Source organism: Streptomyces sp. NPDC023157 (assembly GCF_055560575.1).
The window spans coordinates 499,233-517,375 of the sequence record NZ_JBVHIL010000006.1; the positions used below are offsets into that span (position 1 = coordinate 499,233).

Sequence of the window (18,143 nt, forward strand, 5' to 3'; positions counted from 1 at the left end):
AGAGCGCGGCGGACACTTCGGCGGGAGTTCGGCGAAAGACCAGGCAGGATGTTGTCCATGTCCAACGTTTCCCCCTCCGGCCCCCAGATGGCCTCGAGCCCCCTCACCCGCGCCGTGCTCGAGATCGACGAGTACGCGTCGGGCCTCGGCTGGGACCAGCCGGCCCGCCTCTTCGCCCTGGTCGACACCGCCAAGCTGCGCGCCCAGGAGCCCTCGCTCGCCTCCCAGCTCGGCCTCGGCGGCCAGACCGTCGTCGGCTACACCCCGATCGAGCAGGACCAGCTGCCGCGCGGCAAGGCCCTGGACGAGTTCCTCGGGACCATCGCCTGGCCGTCCGCGGTCACCGGCTGCGCGCTGACCGTGGAGCGGATGATGCTGCCGCCGTCCGCCGAGGCCGCCGTGCCCAAGGACCTGGGCGGGGCCGCGCTCGCCAAGTGGGTGGCCCGGCACCCGGACCGCCAGGAGGTCCGGATGACCGTGGCCGTGCTGCGCGACGGCTCCCGCGAGGCGGCGATCCGGCTGCGCGAGAAGGACTCGCCGAACGAGGTGCTCACCGGGCCCGACCTGGTGCCGGGCCTCGCGGACGCGCTGTCGGCGACCTTCGCCTCGTAACGGGGCCGGCCGCGTCCGGCGGCCGGGTCAGCTCTTGGAGCAGCTGGGCAGGGAGGCGGTGTCGCCCTTGCGCAGCTGTTCCAGGGCCTTGGTCGCGTCGTCGATGGTGCCCACCTTGACGAGGGTGAGTCCGTCCGGGGTGTCGGCGGCCGCGGCCGCGCAGTTGTCCGCCGGGGTGAGGAAGTACTCGGCGCCCGCGTCGCGCGCGCCGACCAGCTTCATCTCGATGCCGCCGATCGGGCCGACCTTGCCCTTGTCGTCGATGGTGCCGGTGCCGGCGATGAACTTGCCGCCGGTGAGGGACTCGGGGGTCAGCTTGTCGACGATGCCCAGCGCGAACATCAGGCCGGCGCTGGGGCCGCCGACGTCGGCCAGGTTGATGTCGATGGTGAACGGGAAGACGTGGTCGGTGCCGGCCTGGATGCCGACGATGGCCCGGTCGCCCTCCTGCGACGTGGCGGTGGTGAGGACCACCTTCTTCGTCGCCGTGGCGTCCTTGTGGGCCTTCTCCGCGGCCGCCGCCTCCTTGGCGGGGACGATCGTGAACTCGACGTCCTGACCGGGCTTGCGCCGGGTGACCAGCTTGGCGACGTCGCCCGGCTCCTTGACGGCCACGCCGTCGACCGCGCGGATCACGTCGCCCGCGTGCAGCTTGCCCTCGGCGGGGGTGTCCTTGACGACGGTGGCGACGACGACCCGGGTGGTCACCGGGATGCCCAGCTCCTTGAGGGCGGAGACCTTGGCGCTCTCCTGGGACTGGCTGAACTCCTCGGCGTTCTCCTGGCTCGACTGCTCCTCGGTCTTGCCGTCCGGGTAGAGCGTGTCGTGCGGGACGACGACGCTGTCGTGGGCGAGCCAGCCGTAGACGGCCTCGACCGCGTTCATGTTGTAGTCCGCGCCGGTGACACGGACCGTCGTCATGTTGAGGTGGCCGGTGGTCGGGTAGGTCTGACGACCCGAGATCTGGAGGACCGGCTCTCCGCGCGCCTCGCCGAGGGTGTTCACCGTCGGACCGGGGCTCATCTCCGAGTACGGCACCGGAATGAGGACGCCCACGCAGAGCAGCGTGATCAGGACCAGGGTGGAGGCGAGCATCGTCGCGGTGCGGCGTGGCATGGAACGACAGTACGGGACCGGCCTGTGAGTGCGCCTTCGGGGCTCAGCCGGTGGTGGAGCTGGTGGCCGGGGTCGGCGCGGCCGCCGCGGCGGCCGTCTCGTGCTCCGGGCGGGCCGAAACGGAGGCGGGCGCGTGGGAGCGTTCCATGGCGTCCCTGAACCGCGCGTAGCCCGCGAGCTCGGCGACGTCCCCGATGGTCTTGTTGCGTGAAGCCCAGCTTCCCCATATCGCCGCGCCGACGACTGCGAAAAGCGGAATCAGCAACCAGGCGAGCGCTGCCATCCCGACCTCCCATCCCCAATGGTCCCCAGTGAGTGGATCAGCAGATTATTCATCCGCGGAATCAACGCTCGTACCTGGGGGGCGGTTACGCAAATCGGGGCGTTCGACTACGGGTCGTCGGCGTGGCGCCTTGCGCGATCAGCTGATCTTCAGCAAGCGCCGACCTCCCCCTCAGCAAGCCCCCACCCTCCCCCAGCCTTCGGCCGGGGGGACCCCCAGACTCGGGGTCGAGGCCTCAGCAGGCCCCGACCCACTCCTCGGTGCCGTCCGAGAAGGTCTGGTGCTTCCAGATCGGGACCTCGTGCTTGAGGTCGTCGATGAGCTTGCGGCAGGCCTCGAAGGCCTCGCCCCGGTGCGGGCAGGAGACGGCGACGACGACCGCGATGTCACCCACATGGAGGTCACCCACCCGGTGGACGGCGGCCAGGGCGCGGACCGGGTAGTCGGCCACGACCTTCTCGGCGACCCGGCGCAGCTCCGCCTCGGCGGAGGGGTGGCAGGAGTAGCCCAGGGCGTCGACGTCGGCTCCGCCGTCGTGGTTGCGCACGGTGCCCACGAAGAGCGTCGTGCCGCCGGCGGCGTCGTCGCCGACCGCGCGGACGACCTCGTCGACCGAGAGCGCGGTGTCGCGGATCGCGAGGAGCCTGATCGGGTCGTCCCCGCCCAGCTCGCCGGGGTGGTCGCTCGGGTGGGCGTGCGTGTGTGCCATGCCCACCATCGTGCCGCACCGCGCGGACAACGCGGAATAGCGTTTTCGACCGGCCGCGCCGGGCCTCCGTAGGAGGGTCCTACAGACGCCGCCGACGGACCCCGCCGGGGGCCCCGCCTACAGCCCCCGCCGCTTCCGCATCTGCCGGACCAGGGCCGCCGTGCCGAGCAGTGCCACCGTGGCGCCGGCCGCACCGGCCGCCGTGGCGTCCTTGCGCCCGAGCCGGCGTCCGGCGACGGTGTGCCGGCCCTGGACCTCCTCCAGGAGCGCGGCGAGCACCTCCTCGTTGGTCCACCGGGGCCGCCAGCCGGCGTCGTGCAGCCGCCCTACGCTGACCACCCAGGGGTGCATCGTGTACGCGAGGTCGCCCGCCGGGGACGGGGTGAGCCCGATCCGGTGCAGCCGGGCCGCCGCGCCCAGGGCGACGGCCGAGGGCAGCTCCATGCGGCGGATGCCGGACAGCTCCTCGACCTCCTCCTGCTCCAGCCAGCCCTCGCAGCCGACCGCGAACTCGCCGTCGACCTTCTCCAGGGCCGCGTACTCCAGCGCGCTGACCAGGTCGTCCACGTGGCAGAACTGCCAGGTGGGGCGGGATCCGGCGACGACGAGGAGCCGGGGCGACTCGAAGTAGCGGGTCAGCGCCGTGTCCGTACCGCCGATCAGGACGGCGGGCCGCACCACGGTCACGTTGAGGCCCGGGTGGGCGCGCGGGGCGCGGCGGCCCAGGCGCTCGATCTCCAGGAGGTCGCCGACGCCCGTGGCCTCGGCGGTGGCGCGCAGCTCGGCGTCCTCGGAGAGCGGGATGTCGTTGTCGGGCAGGGCCCCGTAGACCATCGTGGAGGTGCAGAGCACCACCCGGTGCACCCCGGCCGCGGCGGCGGCCGTGAGGACGGTCTGCGTGCCGCGCACGTTGTAGGCGGTGCGGGCGGCCGGGTCGGTCTCCAGCTCGATGTCGACGGCGAGGTGCACGACGACGTCCACGCCGCGCAGCTTCTCCGCGATGGCCGGATCGCGTACGTCGAGGATGTGCCACTGCGCCTCGGACACCTCGCCCCGGCGCTCGTCGATCGCGACGACCTGCTTGATCTCGTCGGAGGCGGCGAGGCGCCTGGTCAGGAGGTCGCCGACGCCGGTCGCGGCACCGGTGACCGCGACGACGGGGCCGCGCGCGGCCGACCCGGCCGAGGGGTTTCGCGCTGCGCGAACCTGAGGATCTGGGGAACTCACCGGGCGTCTCCAGCGGTTGTCTTCAGTACGTGCGTGAATGACGCGTACGTACCAGGTGGCGTCCATCCTGCCGCAGCCCACGGCCCGGCGGAGCACCGAGCCCGGATCCGGCACGGATGTCTACGCTGGTGGTGTGGAGTCGGGGAGGCGAGCCGAGCCGAGAACCCGCCGTCGGAAGAGAAGCCGGCGGCCCTACGAGCCGAGGAAACCTGTGAGTGACACCCCATTCGGATTCGGCCTTCCGCCGGAGGAGCCGGACAACGGCGACGAAGGCAAGAAGAAGGACCCCGCCGGAGGTGGCCAGGGGTCCGGTGGCCAGGGCGGCGACCCGTTCGGTTTCGGCGGGCTGCCCGGCATGGGCGGCCCCGGTGGCGCCGACAACCCGTTCGCCGCGATGTTCGGGTCGCTGAACCCGCAGGACCTGGGCGCGGCGTTCCAGCAGCTCGGCCAGATGCTGAGCTACGAGGGCGGCCCGGTCAACTGGGACATGGCCAAGCAGATCGCGCGGCAGGTCGTCGCCCAGGGCACGCCCGACGGCACCAAGGACGCCAGCGTCGGCCCGTCGGAGAAGGCGGCGGTCGAGGAGGCGGTGCGCCTCGCCGACCTGTGGCTGGACCAGGCGACCTCGCTCCCCTCGGGAGCGAACACGGCGGTGGCCTGGAGCCGTGCCGAGTGGGTCGAGGCGACTCTCCCGGCCTGGCAGCAGCTGGTCGACCCGGTCGCCGAGCGGGTCGGCACGGCGATGGGTGACGTGCTCCCGGAGGAGATGCAGGCCATGGCGGGCCCGCTGATCGGCATGATGCGCTCCATGGGCGGCGCCATGTTCGGCCAGCAGATCGGGCAGGCCGTGGGCGCGCTCGCGGGCGAGGTCGTCGGTTCGACGGACGTCGGGCTGCCGCTCGGCCCGGCCGGCCGCGCGGCGCTGCTGCCGCTGAACGTGGCGGCCTTCGGCAAGGACCTGGGCGTCGCCCCGGAGGAGGTCCGGCTCTACCTGGCCCTGCGTGAGGCCGCCCACCAGCGTCTCTTCGCGCACGTGCCGTGGCTGCGCTCGCACCTGTTCGGCGCCGTCGAGGGCTACGCCCGCGGGATCAAGGTCGACACCTCCAAGCTGGAGGAGGCGGTGGGCCAGCTCGACCCGACCCACCCCGAGCAGCTTCAGGAGGCGCTCCAGCAGGGCATGTTCCAGCCGGAGGACACGCCGGAGCAGAAGGCGGCCCTGGCGCGTCTGGAGACGGCGCTCGCGCTGGTCGAGGGCTGGGTGGACGCGGTGGTCCACGAGGCCGCGAAGTCCCGGCTGACCTCGGCGGACGCGCTGCGCGAGACGCTGCGCCGGCGCCGGGCGACGGGCGGCCCCGCGGAGCAGACCTTCGCCACGCTGATCGGCCTGGAGCTGCGTCCGCGCCGGCTGCGGGACGCGGCCCGGCTGTGGGCCTCGCTCACGGACGCGCGCGGCTCGGACGGCCGGGACGCGCTGTGGGAGCACCCGGACATGCTGCCGACGGCGACCGACCTGGACGACCCGGACGGCTTCGTCCACCGCGAGCACCTGGACTTCTCCGAGCTGGACAAGATGCTCGGCGAGGCGGCGAAGGGTGACGGCGAGACCCCCGGGGAGCAGGGCGAGGGCGAGTCCGAGGGCGGCAAGGAGTGACGCTGCGCGACGACGCGGTCCTCGTCCTGAAGGGGTACGAGGACCAGCCGGAGCTCCGTGACGCCTATCTGGCGCACCTCGCGGAGCACGAGGGCGGCATGTACAAGCCCTGCACGGCGGGTCACCTCACGAGCAGCGCGCTCGTGATCGACCCGTCGCGCGGGCGGGTGCTGCTGACCCTGCACAAGAAGCTGAACATGTGGCTGCAGATGGGCGGCCACTGCGAGCCGGGCGACCCGACGGTCGAGGCGGCGGCGCTGCGCGAGGCGACGGAGGAGTCCGGCATCGCGGGCCTGACGCTGCTGCCGGGCGGCCCGGTGCGGCTCGACCGGCACCCGATCCCGGCGCCCTGCCACTGGCACCTGGACGTGCAGTACGCGGCGCTGGCCCCGGCCGGGGCGGAGGCGGAGATCAGCGAGGAGTCGCTGGACCTGCGCTGGTTCGCGTACGACGAGGTGGCGGGCGTGGCGGACACGTCGGTGGTGCGGCTGCTGGAGCGCACGCTGGCGCGGCTCGCGTAACGGCGCGGGACGGCACCACACAGGCCACGGGTAAGGGGCGGTCGCCACGGCGACCGCCCCTTACCCGTCCGCGTACGTCAGCTCCAGGCGTTGTTCTGGTTCTGGGCGTGGGCGCCGTGCTGGCCGACGCCGTACTGGGCCGCGAGGCCCTGCCCGATGCCGGCGTTCTGCGGCGGCATGACCTCGCTCGGCTGGACGAGGGCGAAGCCCTGGCCGAGGAAGCTGAGCTCCCAGCCCTCGCCGGTGCCGCCGCCCCGGCGGTGCCGGACGCCGGAGTTGTGGGTCTGCGCCTGCATCTGCACCCGCAGCCCGGTGGACCAGGCGACGATCGCGTCCGCGTCGGCACTCACGTACTTGTCGGGCGTGACCTGCATCAGCAGCGGCTGGCCGGAGGTCATCAGGGCGACCTTGCCGCGGCCGGAGATGTTCAGCTGGTACTTGCCGGTGCCGGAGACCCCGTACTGGCTGTCGACGGCGATGACCTCGGTGTGCAGCGTCGAGTCGAGCGCGAGGACGTACGAGCTGTCGACCGTCAGGCCCTCCTGCTCGACCTCCATCACGTGGATGTTCTGCGCGAGGTTGGCGAAGTAGACGGTGCCCTGGCCGGAGCAGCGCATGAGGTCGAGTCCCTCACCGGTGCGGGCGCGGGCCCGGCGCTGATGGGAGCTCTGGTACTCGCCGTCGAAGTCGACGAGCCCCTGGTAGGCGACCATCGCTCCCTTGCGGGCCAGGATGTCGTCCTGGCCGCCGAGGGTGACCCGCAGCAGCTGCGGGTTCTGGATGACGTACCGCTCCTGGCTCTGCTGTTCGGCGTGGTTGAAAAGCGGGCTCTGCATGGTGTGTTCTCGCTCCCCCTCAGCCCCGGGCCCGAAGGCGGTCGGAGCTGTCCTCGCTCGGCTGTACGACGACGATGCCCTGGCCGGAGAAGGCCATCTGGAAGGCCTCGCCGCTGCCCCGCCCGATGAGGGAGGAGGCCTTGAAGCTGCGCTTGCCCTTGACCTTGAGCGCCGGGGACCAGGCGACCAGCGCGTCCGGGTCGACGTAGGTCTCGTCCTCGCCGCGGCCGCAGTCGACGACGATCGGCGTGCCGCGCGAGGTGAGCGCGACCCAGCCGGTGCCCGCGACCTGGACGTTGAACAGGCCCTGGCCGGCGAACTTGGCGAGGCCCTTGACCCGCTCGACGCCCCACTGGAGGTGCGCGTCGAAGGCGAGCAGGTTGCTGCCGTTGACGGACAGGGCCTCGTTGGCGAGGTTGATGACGACGACGTCGGCGCCGTAGTCGGCGAGGTAGAGCAGTCCGTCGCCGGAGCACTTCATGACCGGGGCGCCCTCGCCGGTGAGCCACTGCTGGGCGACCTGGCGGACGGCCGGCGGGTTGGGCTCGTAGGTGATGAAGCCCTCGTAGGCGACCATCGAGCCGGTGCGCGCGTAGAGGTCCTGGCCGGTGGCCATGGCGACCTTGAGCATGGAGCGCCCGTGGTTCTCCATGCGGGCCGTGACGGGGGTCGGGGCGTAGCCCGCGAGTTGCTGGTTCATGGTTCCGGGCTCCCTCAGACCTCGTAGGGCTGGACGACGATGAAGTTGCCGGGGGCGCCCCGGAACTGGAGGTTGACGGTCTCCCCGCTGTGGCCGGGGTACGCGTTGCGGCGCAGCCGGACCTGGCTGGAGAGGATCACCTGGGAGGCGGACGACCAGGCGACGACGGCGTTGCAGTCGGCGAAGGTGGTCGGCGTGACGGGCAGCACGACGGGCACGCCCTGGGTCTTCACGACGACGGTGCCGGTGCCCTGGAACTGCATGGTGAACAGGGCGCCGCCGGGGATGCCGTGGCCCTCGATGCGCCGGACCTCGTGCTGGAGCGACTCGTCGAAGGCGAGCACGTTCTCGGCGGAGACGCAGATGCCGTCGCCCTGGAGCTCGATCGGGTGCAGATGGGCGCCGTTCTCGGCGAGGAAGACCTGGCCGCGGCCGGTGCAGCGCATCAGCTGCATCTCCTGGCCGGTGGCGTTGCCGACGATCCGGCCGGCGAATCCGGCTCCCTTGTAGGCGAAGTCGACCTTGCCCTGGTACATGACCATGGAGCCCTGGCGGGCGAGGACGGGGGCGCCGCCCATGGCGAGGTCGACCCGCATGAGCTGCTGGTTCTGCGGCGTCCACCGGGCGCCGGTCGCGGCCTCCTTGTACGGCGCGAGCGCGGCGGCGAGCCCGGCACCGGCGGCGGGGACGCCCTGGGGGACGCCCTGCGGCATGCCGTGCTGCGGGGCGAACTGGCCGGGGGCCTGGCCGTACTGCGGCTGCCCGTACGGGGCGGGGGCCGGCTGGCCGTACGCGGCGGCGGGCGGCTGCCCGTACGGGGCGCCGGGCGGCGGGGTCTGGCCGGGGACCTGACCGTACTGCGGGGGCTGCGACGGCTGCCCGTACGGCGCCGGGGCCGGGGCGGGCGGGGCCGGGGCGGGCGCGGGAGCCGGGGCGGCCAGCGGCGCGACCATCGTCGGCGCGGCGTGCATCGGCGCGGGCGCCGGGGCCGGGGCGGGCGCCGGGGCCTGCGGGGCTCCGAAGGAGGGGGCCGGGGCGGGGGCGGGCGCCGGGGGTGCGGCGGGGGCGCCGAACGCCGGCGGCGCGGCGGCCTGCGCGGGCGGGGCGAAGCCGGGGGCACCGGCGGCGGCCTGCTGCGGGGCCGGCTCCTCCTCGGCGACCTCGCCGCCGAAGTTCTTGAGCAGCGCCTCCAGTCCGCCGTCGAAGCCCTGGCCGACGGCGGCGAAGCGCCAGACGTCCTTCAGGTAGAAGTCGCCGAGCATGACCGCGCGCTCGGTGGAGAACTCGGCGCCGGTGAAGGCGTAGCGGGCGACTTCCTCGCCGCCCGCGACGATCCGGATCCAGCCGGGGCCGACCTGGGACATCTGCCCGGCGCCGTCGATCGTCGCGGTGAACGACAGCTTGTGGATGTGCGCGGGCACACGGTCCAGGGTGACGCGGAAGGACTCGGTGTCGCCGGCCTGCGCGCCGAGGAGCTGGATGGACTCCTCGGGGGACTTCGGCTGGTTGAAGAAGACGAAGTACCGGTCGTCGGAGAGCCGCTCGTCCGCGTCGAGGCCGAAGCAGCTGATGTCGAAGCTCAGCCCGGGCGCCGCGATCTGCACGCCCACGTACAGATCGGTGCCCGCCGTGAGATCACTGATCTTGGCCTTGTGGCCGCGTTGGAATTCCCTGGCCATATGTGACGACCGTCCCCCATCCCGATTCACGATTGCGTCGCGCCAGGCTAACGGCTGTCCCTGACATTCGGACAAGCCGGGACGCATTCGGTACAGAACCGGAGCCCGGCCGGAATCACTCCTCGCGCGCGGCCGGCAGGTGCGGCAGCCGCCCGGCGGCGACCACGCCCTCCAGATAGCCGCGGGCCCGCTCGGTGCGCGGATAGGCCTCCAGAAGCCGCCAGAAGTCCGGCCCGTGACCGGGCACGAGCAGATGGGCCAGCTCGTGGCAGAGGACGTAGTCGACGACGTACTCGGGCATGCCCTGGAGCCGGTGGGAGAGGCGGATGCTGCCCTCGGAGGGGGTGCAGGAGCCCCAGCGGGTGTTCTGGTTGGTGACCCAGCGCACGGAGCTGGGGCGGGCCCGGCCGCCGAAGTACTGCTCGGCCAGGCGTTCGGCGCGCTCGGTCAGCTCCCGGTCGCCGAGGACGCCACGGCTCTCCTGGGCCGCCAGCTTGTCCAGCATGACGGTGACCCAGCGCTGCTCCTCCGCCTCCGACATCCGGGCGGGGATGAGCACGATGGTCCGGTCGCCCTCGCGGTAGGCGGAGACGGTTCTGCTCCGGCGGGAGCTTCTGCGGACCTCGACCGCGCCCCTCCCCGAGCCGCGGGGCGGATTGCTTGTCACGCTGCTCTGTGGGTCGGCCGACACGGCCCCGACGTTACCCGCTGGCGGCGCGGGAAGTCCCGCACCATTCAAATGATTAATGCCACGACCCTGTGGACAACTTTCCGCACCGCGCGCACCGCCGGGGCAATCTAACAACGGAGCCGACATCACCGATGGACGGCGCGTCACGACGAAGAAAGATCGTTTACGGATTCACGGGGGGGGGCGGGGTCATGCATCCGATGGTCAAACCGGCGCTGCGGCGCGCCTGGCGCAATCTGCGGTACGTGCAGTTCGGGGTGACGCCCGCGCACGCGGTGGTCCTGGGCCCGGTCGACACGACCACCGGCAGCCTGATCGGCCTGTTCGACGGGACCCGCGGGACGGAGCTGCTGCGGGCGGAGGCCCGGGCCCTGGGGCTGCCCGACGGGCACCTGGAGGCGCTGCTCGGGCGGCTCGCGGCGGCCGGGCTCATCGCCGACGCCTCGGCGCGCCGGGCGGATCCGGCGCTCGACCCGGTGCGCGCGGACCTGGCCTCGCTCTCCGTCGTCCACCGCGCGCCCGACGGGGCGGCCCGCGCGCTGGCCTCCCGGCGGGCCCAGCGGGTGCAGGTCCGGGGCGCCGGGCGGGTCGGCGCGGCCGTGGCGGCGCTCCTCTCGGCGGCGGGCGTGGGCCGGGTGGAGGTCCTGGACGCGGGCACGGTCGCGCCGTGGGAGGTGTCCCCGGGCGGGCTGCCGGCCGAGGCGGTCGGCGAGCGCCGCGCGGTGGCGGCCCGGCGCCTGGTGGGGCGCTCGGCACCCGGCGGGCGCCCGCCGCGCGAGCTTCGTACCGGACCGGGTGACGGCGGTGCCGAGCCCGGGCTCTCACTCGTGGTGGTGACGCCCCGGGACGGCCTCGGGGCGTACGTGCCCGACCCGCTGCCGGCCGAGGGCTGGCTCACCACCGGCACCCCCCATCTGTACGCGGGGGTCCTGGAGGCGACGGGCGTGGTGGGCCCGCTGGTGCTGCCCGGGGCCACCGCCTGCGCGGGGTGCGTGCAGCGGGAGCGGTGCGAGCGGGAGCCCATCTGGCCCCGGCTGCCCGCCCAGTGGCGGTCCGGCGCGCCGCATCCGCTGCCGGCCTGCGACGTGGCGCTGGCCACGGCGGTCGCGGGCCTCGCGGCGGCGCACGCCCTGGCCTTCCTGGACGGCGACCCGCCGTCGAGCACGGGGGCCCGCTGGGAGGTGTCGCTGCCGCTGCTGGAGTGGCGCGTGGAGCCGGTGCGGGCGCATCCGGCGTGTCCGTGCGGGGCCGGGCGCGCGCCGAGGGGGGAGCATGCCTCAGCGGCGGGAAGGGCGCAGGACACAATGGCGGGGTAGGGCCTGCCCGGCACGGCAGTCTGGGACTTGGAGGGCGCATGTCTGATCTTCCCCGGAAGGCGGTCACCCGGACCGCCAAGTTGGCCGCGTTGCCGCTGGGCTTCGCGGGCCGGGCCACCTGGGGGCTCGGCAAGCGGATCGGCGGGAAGTCGGCGGAGATCGTCGCGCGGGAGCTCCAGCAGCGCACGGCCGAGCAGTTGTTCAAGGTGCTCGGCGAGCTCAAGGGCGGGGCGATGAAGTTCGGGCAGGCGATGTCCGTCTTCGAGTCGGCCCTCCCCGAGGAGGTCGCGGGGCCCTACCGGGCGGCGCTCACCAAGCTGCAGGAGGCGGCGCCGCCGATGCCGACGCGCACGGTGCACGCGGTGCTCGCGGAGCGGCTCGGCGAGGAGTGGCGGGAGCTGTTCCTGGAGTTCGAGGAGAAGCCCGCGGCGGCGGCCTCGATCGGCCAGGTCCACCGGGCGGTGTGGCACGACGGCCGCGAGGTCGCGGTGAAGGTGCAGTATCCGGGGGCGGGGGACGCCCTGCTGTCGGACCTGACCCAACTGAGCCGTTTCGCCCGGCTGCTCGGCCCGCTGATCCCGGGCATGGACATCAAGCCGCTGATCACGGAGTTGCGCGACCGCGTCGCGGAGGAGCTGGACTACGCGCTGGAGGCCGAGGCGCAGCGGGAGCACGCCGAGGAGTTCGCGGGCGACCCGGACGTGGTGGTCCCCGCGGTGGTGCACCAGTCGGAGCAGGTCCTGGTGACGGAGTGGATGGACGGCGTCCCGCTCTCGGAGGTGATCGCGGACGGCACGCCGGAGCAGCGGGACCGGGCGGGCCAGCTGCTGGCCCGCTTCCTCTTCTCCGGGCCCGCGCGCACCGGTCTGCTGCACGCCGATCCGCACCCGGGCAACTTCCGGCTGCTGCCCGGACCCGTCGGGGACGAGGACGGCGGGCCCGGCGGGTGGCGGCTTGGGGTGCTGGACTTCGGCACCGTGGACCGGCTGCCCGGCGGCCTTCCGGAGACGATCGGCACCTGTCTGCGGATGACCCTGGCCGGGGAAGCGGAGACGGTGTACGAGCTGCTGCGCGCGGAGGGCTTCGTGAAGGAGTCCATCGCGCTCGACCCGGACGAGGTCCTGGAGTATCTGCTGCCGATCATCGAGCCGGCCGAGGCGGACTCCTTCGTCTTCACCCGCGGCTGGATGCGCACCCAGGCGGCCCGGATCGCCGATCCCCGCTCCCCCGCCCACCAGTTGGGCAAGCAGCTCAATCTGCCGCCCTCGTATCTGCTGATACACCGGGTGACGCTGAGCACGATCGGGGTGCTGTGCCAGCTGAACGCGACGGTCCGGCTGCGGGACGAGCTGGCCGCGTGGCTGCCCGGCTTCGCGGAGGCCGGGTAGCGGGGCGGGCGGCAGCGCGGGCGGCGGCGCTCACCACCAGGAGGAGTCGAGGCGGCCCTCGATGGCCCTGATGTTGGCGCGGGCGCACTCCTCGCAGAAGTACTGGCGGGTGCCGTTCTCCACCGAACACGTCCAGGTGAGGGGCAGCTCCCGGGCGGTCCTGCCACAGCGGGCGCACACGTAGGCGGCCTCGGGGGCCGGGGCTTCGTTCACCTTTGTGACGATAACCCGACGAGCGCCCGGCGGCAGGGCAACGCACCGCGGGGGCCGGTCCGTTCGGACCGGCCCCCGCGTTCAGTTCTGCCTGGCTGCTGCCTGGGTCAGTGCATGACGGCCATGGCGAGCGCGCGGCGGGCACGCATCGAGACGCGCTCGGCGCGTCGCTGCATGCGCCGGGCGGCGACCAGGCGCAGGGCCTGGCGTTCCGCGTCGGCTTCCCGCAGGCGGTCGTGCATATGGGCACGGGCCAGGGCTTCTGGGATGAGTTGCATTTCGCGGGTCCTGTTCTGGCGCGAGCGGTGGGCGCCGATGATCGAAACGTCTGGGGTCGCGGAGCCGGAGGGCTCGTGGGCGGGCGAGGTCATCGGGGCCTGCTTCTGGGGATCGTGCGTGAGGGGGCGGTCGATGGTTCCGGTGACGTTCATGCCGTGACCGGGTTCTTGCGCGGACGGCCACGCGGCCGCTTGCGGGCCACGACGACGCCCTGGACGAAGAGCTCGCCGCCCCAGACACCCCAGGGCTCCCGGCGCTCCTTGGCGCCCGCGAGGCAGGCCGCCATCAGCGGACAGGTCCGGCAGAGCGACTTGGCGTACTCGACATCGGCCGGGGACTCGGCGAAGAAGACCTCCGGGTCGAAGGAGCGGCAGGGGACGGGCACGCCGAGGTTCTCGATGGCGTCGTCGAGCGCGGTCAGCGCGGTGAGGGGGGTCAAGGCGGAGTCCTCCGTGAGGCCGGGCGGGGGGATCGTTTCGGAAGGCGGTACGGACGGGGCGTGCGCTTCGAGTTGCACGGGTGTTTTTCCTCGTCTGTCGTTCCGGCCGGTGGGCCGGGGTTTCTGCTGGTACCGGTCGTTACTGGTCCCGAGGCCCCTTCGGTCCGTCGTCCCCGTTCGGGGAAAACAGAAGGGCCGCGGATCCCGGGTGGGGTTCCGCGGCCCTGAAGGCGCCGGTCTGATCGTCGATCAGACTGGATCACTCCAGGGTTCGAGCCCACGGAAGGCCCACATCGTGTGGTGCTGCGTCGTCTGCTGCTTCTGCTCCATGCCGGCACCGGTCGCCGCAAAGCCATAGGCCGTGGCCTGGGCCTTGCCCACTACTCCTGCTTCCAGTGCCTCGGTCGGTCGCTCATTGCGCTCCGGGCGATCGGCCAGCAGACCGGGCATGCCGAGAATGGGCATACCGGAGCCGGACAGACCGCTGCCAAGGAGAGCGGAGGACGCGAAGGAGGCCGAGGCCACCGAGGAAACGGGCGCGTCGGCGGAGAAGCCGAGCGTGCAGGCGGAGACGACCGAGAGATCGGTCATTTTGGCGGTGCTGGTCTTGGTGTTCTCGATGATGCTGATCACTGCAATCGCCTCCTCTCGGCGTCTCGGAGGGCTCGGGGTGAGCCGGACCCTCATGTTCATTTGGACAAGTACAGCACGAAGACAGGGCTTCGAAGAAGCCGCTGTTTCCGTGGTTAAGAACCTATGGGGCTTGACGGGGCAGGCGCAAACTATTTTTCCGACGAGTTTTCCTCAGGTCTCCTCGTGACTTCCTCCACGGTCCTCACCTGCGCAGATGGCGAGAACATCGGCTCCGAAGCGGTCCAGCTTGCGGGCGCCCACCCCGGCGATCACGGCGAGCTCCCCGGCGGAGTCCGGTACGCGTTCGGCGATCGCCATGAGCGTCTTGTCGGTGAACACGCAATACGCCGGCTGGCCGAGCAGCCCGGCCTGTCCCGCGCGCCACTCGCGCAACCGCTCGTACAGCCCCTCGTCCATGTCCGACGGGCAGTCCTCGCAGCGCATCAGCTTCATCTCGCCGGCCTCGGTGAGCGTGGCGCCGCAGACCCGGCAGCGGGCCGGTCCGCGCCGCCTGCGCCGCTCGGGGGCGCCGCCGGTACCGCGCTCGACACCGCCGCCGACGCCGAAGGCACCGCCCGCACCGGCGCTGCCCAGGGCGCCGGACCCGGGCCGCAGGCCCTTGAGGAAGCGGGTGGGCCGCCGGGAGGCGCGGCCCCCCGGCGAGCGCGCGAGCGACCAGGAGAGCGTCAGGTGGACCCGGGCCCGCGTGACGCCCACGTAGAGCAGCCGCCGCTCCTCCTCGACCTGCTCGTCGGTCTTGGCGTAGGTGATCGGCATCATGCCCTCGGCGAGACCGACCAGGAAGACGGCGTCCCACTCCAGGCCCTTGGCAGCGTGCAGGGAGGCCAGCGTGACGCCCTGGACGGTGGGCGCGTGCTGGGCGGCGGCCCGCTCGTCGAGCTCGGCGACCAGGTCGGAGAGGGTGGCGCCGGGCTTGGCCCGGGCGAAGTCCTCGGCCAGCCGGACCAGCGCGGCCAGCGACTCCCAGCGGTCCCGGACCGCGCCGGAGCCGGTCGGCGGCCGTTCGGTCCAGCCGGTGCTGGAGAGCACCGCGCGGACCTGGGCCGGCAGGTCCTCGACGTCGTCGAGCAGCGCGTCGTTGCCCCCGGCGCGGGCGGCGCCGCGCAGCGCCACGCCCGCCTTGCGCACCTCCTCGCGGTCGAAGAAGCGCTCGGCACCGCGCAGCTGGTAGGGCACCCCGGCGTCGGCGAGGGCCTGCTCGTAGACCTCGGACTGGGCGTTGATCCGGTAGAGCACGGCGATCTCGCCGGCCGGGACGCCGGCGGCGATCAGGTCCCGGACGCGGCGGGCGGTGCCCTCCGCCTCGGCCGGTTCGTCCGCGTACTCGGTGTAGCCGGGCTCGGGGCCCGCGTCGCGCTGGGAGATCAGCTCCAGGCGGTGCTCGGCGGCCCGGCCGCTGGCCTGGCTGAGCAGCCCGTTGGCCAGGTGGACGACCTGCGGGGTGGAGCGGTAGTCCCGGACCAGCTTGACCACGGTGGCGTCCGGGTGGCGGGTGCGGAAGTTCAGCAGGTGGTCGGGGGTGGCGCCGGTGAAGGAGTAGATGGTCTGGCTGGCGTCGCCGACCACGCACAGGGTGTCGCGCTCGCCGAGCCACAGGTCGAGCAGCCGCTGCTGGAGCGGCGAGACGTCCTGGTACTCGTCCACCACGAAGTGCTGGTACTGGCGGCGGATCTGGTCGGCGATGTCGTGCCGGTCCTGGAGGATGGCGACCGTGAGCAGCAGCACGTCCTCGAAGTCGATGACGTCGCGGTCGCGCTTGAGCTGCTCGTACATCGCGTAGACCTGGCCGATCTCGGCCGGGTCGCGGGGGGCGTCGCGCACGGACTTGGCGACGGCGGCCGGGTAGTCGGCGGGGACGGTCTGGGTGACCTTGGCCCACTCGATCTCGCTCGTGACGTCCCGCAGCTCGTTCCGGTCGAGCCGGATCCGGCAGCGGGCCGCCGCGTCGGCGACCAGCTGGATCTTCCGCTCCAGGAGCCGGGGCAGCTCGCCACCGACTGCTTTCGGCCAGAAGTACTGGAGCTGGCGCAGGGCCGCCGAGTGGAAGGTGCGGGCCTGGACGCCGCCCGCGCCGAGCTGGCGGAGCCGGCCGCGCATCTCGCCGGCGGCGCGGTTGGTGAAGGTGACGGCGAGCACGCTCGCGGGCGCCAGGATGCCCGCCCGCACCCCGTAGGCGATGCGGTGGGTGATGGCCCGGGTCTTGCCCGTGCCCGCTCCGGCGAGGACGCACACCGGTCCGTGCAGGGCCAGGGCGACCTCGCGCTGCTCGGGGTCGAGCCCGTCGAGCACCGCGTCGGCCGTCTCGGGGACCTGCGGGAAGAGAGTGGAGTGCGTTGCTGGTGTCACTCCGCCATGCTGCCAGGTTCCCGGGGGTGGATGCGGTGGCTCGTCCACAGGGGTGTGGCACCGGTCATACGAACGCGGAACGGGCCCGGGTGCGGGAATGGCCGGGTGACCGCGTACGTTCTCCTCTCGGCACCCGACCGCGAGACAGAGGAGCGCCAGGCCATGCAGGGCACTGTGACGATGTACAGCACGACGTGGTGCGGCTACTGCCGCCGGCTGAAGAGCCAGATGGACCGCGAGGGCATCGCGTACACCGAGGTCAACATCGAGCAGGACCCCGATTCGGCCGCGTTCGTGGAGAAGGCCAACGGGGGCAACCAGACCGTTCCGACCGTGCTCTTCCCGGACGGTTCGACGCTGACGAACCCGTCGCTCGCGCAGGTCAAGCAGAAGATCGGCGTCTGAGCCGACCCCTCGCGCCCTTGGCCGAAAACGGCCCCCTCCGGCAGTGCCGGGAGGGGGCCGTTCGCGTTCCGTGACGCGGGTGCGACGCGGGCCGGTCGGCCGGCCCGGTCGGCCGGCCCGCGTCGCCTCAGAGCAGGTCGCCGGGCTTCGGCAGCGGCTTCCCGTACCAGAGCTCGATCAGCCGCGCGGCGATCGAGATCCCGTACGGCGGCAGGACCTCGCCCGACTCGAAGGCGGCGGTCAGGTCCTCGCGGGAGAACCAGCGGGCCTCCTGGATCTCCTCGCCGTCCACGGCGATCTCCGAGGAGGTCGCGCGGGCGAAGAAGCCCAGCATCAGGCTGGACGGGAAGGGCCAGGGCTGGCTGGCGACGTACTCGACCTCGCCGACCGTGACACCGGCCTCCTCGAAGACCTCGCGCACCACCGACTGCTCTATGGACTCGCCGGGCTCGACGAAGCCCGCGAGGGTGGAGAAGCGGCCCTCGGGCCAGTGCACCTGGCGGCCGAGCAGGGCACGGTCCTGGTCGTCGGTGACCAGCATGATCACCGCGGGGTCGGTGCGCGGGTAGTGCTCGGCGCCGCAGGCCTGGCAGCGGCGGATGTGGCCGGCCGCGGCCACCACGGTCCGCTCGCCGCAGCGCGAGCAGAAGCGGTGCAGTCGCTGCCAGTTCTCCAGCGCCACCGCGTGCACCATCAGGCCGGCCTCGCGCGGCGACAGCAGCAGCCCCGCCTCGCGCAGCCCGGCGGGCCGCGCGGACTGGTCCATGCGGCCCGGCAGGCTGTCCTTCTGCAGCGCGAAGTAGGAGACGCCGTCGGCGTCCGTGCCCAGGAAGTAGCGGTGGGTCTCGGTGACCGGGGCCTCGAAGGCCGGGGTCATGACCAGCTCGGTCCGGCCGTCCGGAGTGTCGTCGATCAGCACCTGGCCGCCCGAGACCACGAACACCCGGGTGGTCGGGTGGCTCCAGGCGGCCGCGAGCCACGCCTCGTCCAGGCGGTGGTGGGCGGCGCGGTCGATGCCGCTCGGGGCGGTCAGTCCGATCGGACGGTCCGCGCCCTCGTAACGGAAGGTGCTCACAGG

Annotated in this window: 20 protein-coding genes; 6 read left to right on the forward strand and 14 right to left on the reverse strand. The window is 73.0% G+C overall.

Translation table 11 applies throughout. The features are described from left to right. Positions 1-57 precede the first annotated feature (57 nt). Positions 58-612 (forward strand): PPA1309 family protein, encoded by a 555-nt coding sequence (locus ACZ3ZE_RS24010; protein ID WP_361166795.1) that lies wholly within the window; start codon positions 58-60, stop codon positions 610-612. 27 nt (positions 613-639) lie between these two features. Here ACZ3ZE_RS24010 and ACZ3ZE_RS24015 read toward each other — a convergent pair whose 3' ends face one another. The 4 genes from ACZ3ZE_RS24015 to ACZ3ZE_RS24030 all read right to left on the reverse strand — a co-directional run bounded on the left by ACZ3ZE_RS24015 (position 640) and on the right by ACZ3ZE_RS24030 (position 3,947). After that, on the reverse strand, positions 640-1,728 hold the full coding sequence (locus tag ACZ3ZE_RS24015) for a YlbL family protein (RefSeq protein ID WP_361166792.1): 1,089 nt from the start codon (positions 1,726-1,728) through the stop codon (positions 640-642). 43 nt (positions 1,729-1,771) lie between these two features. Further along, positions 1,772-2,011, reverse strand: a complete 240-nt coding sequence (locus ACZ3ZE_RS24020) for a hypothetical protein (RefSeq protein WP_361167750.1) — start codon at positions 2,009-2,011, stop codon at positions 1,772-1,774. Between the two features lie 235 nt (positions 2,012-2,246). Further along, positions 2,247-2,720, reverse strand: coding sequence for a molybdenum cofactor biosynthesis protein MoaE (locus ACZ3ZE_RS24025; protein WP_361166789.1), 474 nt, complete (start codon positions 2,718-2,720; stop codon positions 2,247-2,249). Between the two features lie 117 nt (positions 2,721-2,837). Continuing rightward, positions 2,838-3,947 carry an SDR family oxidoreductase gene (locus ACZ3ZE_RS24030; RefSeq protein ID WP_361166786.1) on the reverse strand — a complete coding sequence of 370 codons (1,110 nt, stop codon included), beginning with the start codon at positions 3,945-3,947 and terminating at the stop codon, positions 2,838-2,840. A gap of 211 nt (positions 3,948-4,158) precedes the next feature. Between ACZ3ZE_RS24030 and ACZ3ZE_RS24035 the strand changes: the two genes are divergently transcribed. Together ACZ3ZE_RS24035 and ACZ3ZE_RS24040 are read left to right on the forward strand one after the other, a co-directional pair. Next, complete coding sequence (locus ACZ3ZE_RS24035) at positions 4,159-5,598, forward strand: zinc-dependent metalloprotease (RefSeq protein ID WP_363291766.1); 1,440 nt, start codon at positions 4,159-4,161, stop codon at positions 5,596-5,598. Further along, entirely contained in the window at positions 5,595-6,119 is a 525-nt protein-coding gene (locus ACZ3ZE_RS24040) for an NUDIX hydrolase (protein WP_363291767.1), read from the forward strand. Before ACZ3ZE_RS24035 ends, ACZ3ZE_RS24040 begins: the two co-directional genes overlap by 4 nt. A 77-nt stretch (positions 6,120-6,196) precedes the next feature. On the opposite strand, the gene ACZ3ZE_RS24045 is transcribed toward ACZ3ZE_RS24040, so the two are convergent. The 4 genes from ACZ3ZE_RS24045 to ACZ3ZE_RS24060 all read right to left on the reverse strand — a co-directional run bounded on the left by ACZ3ZE_RS24045 (position 6,197) and on the right by ACZ3ZE_RS24060 (position 10,025). After that, positions 6,197-6,955 carry an AIM24 family protein gene (locus ACZ3ZE_RS24045; protein WP_361166777.1) on the reverse strand — a complete coding sequence of 253 codons (759 nt, stop codon included), beginning with the start codon at positions 6,953-6,955 and terminating at the stop codon, positions 6,197-6,199. Between the two features lie 19 nt (positions 6,956-6,974). Beyond that, positions 6,975-7,655, reverse strand: coding sequence for an AIM24 family protein (locus tag ACZ3ZE_RS24050; protein WP_361166775.1), 681 nt, complete (start codon positions 7,653-7,655; stop codon positions 6,975-6,977). Positions 7,656-7,669: 14 nt separating this feature from the next. Next, positions 7,670-9,334: a TerD family protein gene (locus ACZ3ZE_RS24055; protein WP_467260612.1), complete on the reverse strand. Its 1,665-nt coding sequence runs from the start codon at positions 9,332-9,334 to the stop codon at positions 7,670-7,672. Positions 9,335-9,449: 115 nt separating this feature from the next. Continuing rightward, the gene (locus ACZ3ZE_RS24060) at positions 9,450-10,025 is read right to left on the reverse strand and encodes a M48 metallopeptidase family protein (RefSeq protein WP_361166769.1); all 576 of its coding nucleotides are present in this window, start codon (positions 10,023-10,025) and stop codon (positions 9,450-9,452) included. A gap of 191 nt (positions 10,026-10,216) precedes the next feature. Between ACZ3ZE_RS24060 and ACZ3ZE_RS24065 the strand changes: the two genes are divergently transcribed. Next, positions 10,217-11,341 carry a ThiF family adenylyltransferase gene (locus ACZ3ZE_RS24065; RefSeq protein ID WP_361166766.1) on the forward strand — a complete coding sequence of 375 codons (1,125 nt, stop codon included), beginning with the start codon at positions 10,217-10,219 and terminating at the stop codon, positions 11,339-11,341. Positions 11,342-11,379: 38 nt separating this feature from the next. Then, on the forward strand, positions 11,380-12,729 hold the full coding sequence (locus tag ACZ3ZE_RS24070) for an ABC1 kinase family protein (RefSeq protein ID WP_442305606.1): 1,350 nt from the start codon (positions 11,380-11,382) through the stop codon (positions 12,727-12,729). Between the two features lie 30 nt (positions 12,730-12,759). Here the strand turns inward: ACZ3ZE_RS24070 and ACZ3ZE_RS24075 are convergent, their stop codons facing one another. From ACZ3ZE_RS24075 to ACZ3ZE_RS24095, 5 genes are all read right to left on the reverse strand, one after another. Then, positions 12,760-12,942, reverse strand: coding sequence for a hypothetical protein (locus ACZ3ZE_RS24075; protein WP_361166760.1), 183 nt, complete (start codon positions 12,940-12,942; stop codon positions 12,760-12,762). Between the two features lie 107 nt (positions 12,943-13,049). After that, positions 13,050-13,373: a hypothetical protein gene (locus tag ACZ3ZE_RS24080; protein ID WP_329423840.1), complete on the reverse strand. Its 324-nt coding sequence runs from the start codon at positions 13,371-13,373 to the stop codon at positions 13,050-13,052. Next, on the reverse strand, positions 13,370-13,738 hold the full coding sequence (locus ACZ3ZE_RS24085; protein WP_361166756.1) for a WhiB family transcriptional regulator: 369 nt from the start codon (positions 13,736-13,738) through the stop codon (positions 13,370-13,372). The genes ACZ3ZE_RS24080 and ACZ3ZE_RS24085 overlap by 4 nt, the downstream gene beginning before the upstream one ends. A 171-nt stretch (positions 13,739-13,909) precedes the next feature. Continuing rightward, positions 13,910-14,293, reverse strand: a complete 384-nt coding sequence (locus ACZ3ZE_RS24090) for a hypothetical protein (protein ID WP_361166753.1) — start codon at positions 14,291-14,293, stop codon at positions 13,910-13,912. Between the two features lie 171 nt (positions 14,294-14,464). Continuing rightward, positions 14,465-16,660, reverse strand: coding sequence for an ATP-dependent DNA helicase UvrD2 (locus ACZ3ZE_RS24095; RefSeq protein WP_467260615.1), 2,196 nt, complete (start codon positions 16,658-16,660; stop codon positions 14,465-14,467). Between the two features lie 162 nt (positions 16,661-16,822). Between ACZ3ZE_RS24095 and ACZ3ZE_RS24100 the strand changes: the two genes are divergently transcribed. Next, entirely contained in the window at positions 16,823-17,065 is a 243-nt protein-coding gene (locus tag ACZ3ZE_RS24100; RefSeq protein ID WP_132913699.1) for a mycoredoxin, read from the forward strand. Between the two features lie 127 nt (positions 17,066-17,192). On the opposite strand, the gene nudC is transcribed toward ACZ3ZE_RS24100, so the two are convergent. Beyond that, complete coding sequence (nudC, locus tag ACZ3ZE_RS24105) at positions 17,193-18,140, reverse strand: NAD(+) diphosphatase (RefSeq protein ID WP_467260618.1); 948 nt, start codon at positions 18,138-18,140, stop codon at positions 17,193-17,195. Positions 18,141-18,143: the final 3 nt, after the last annotated feature.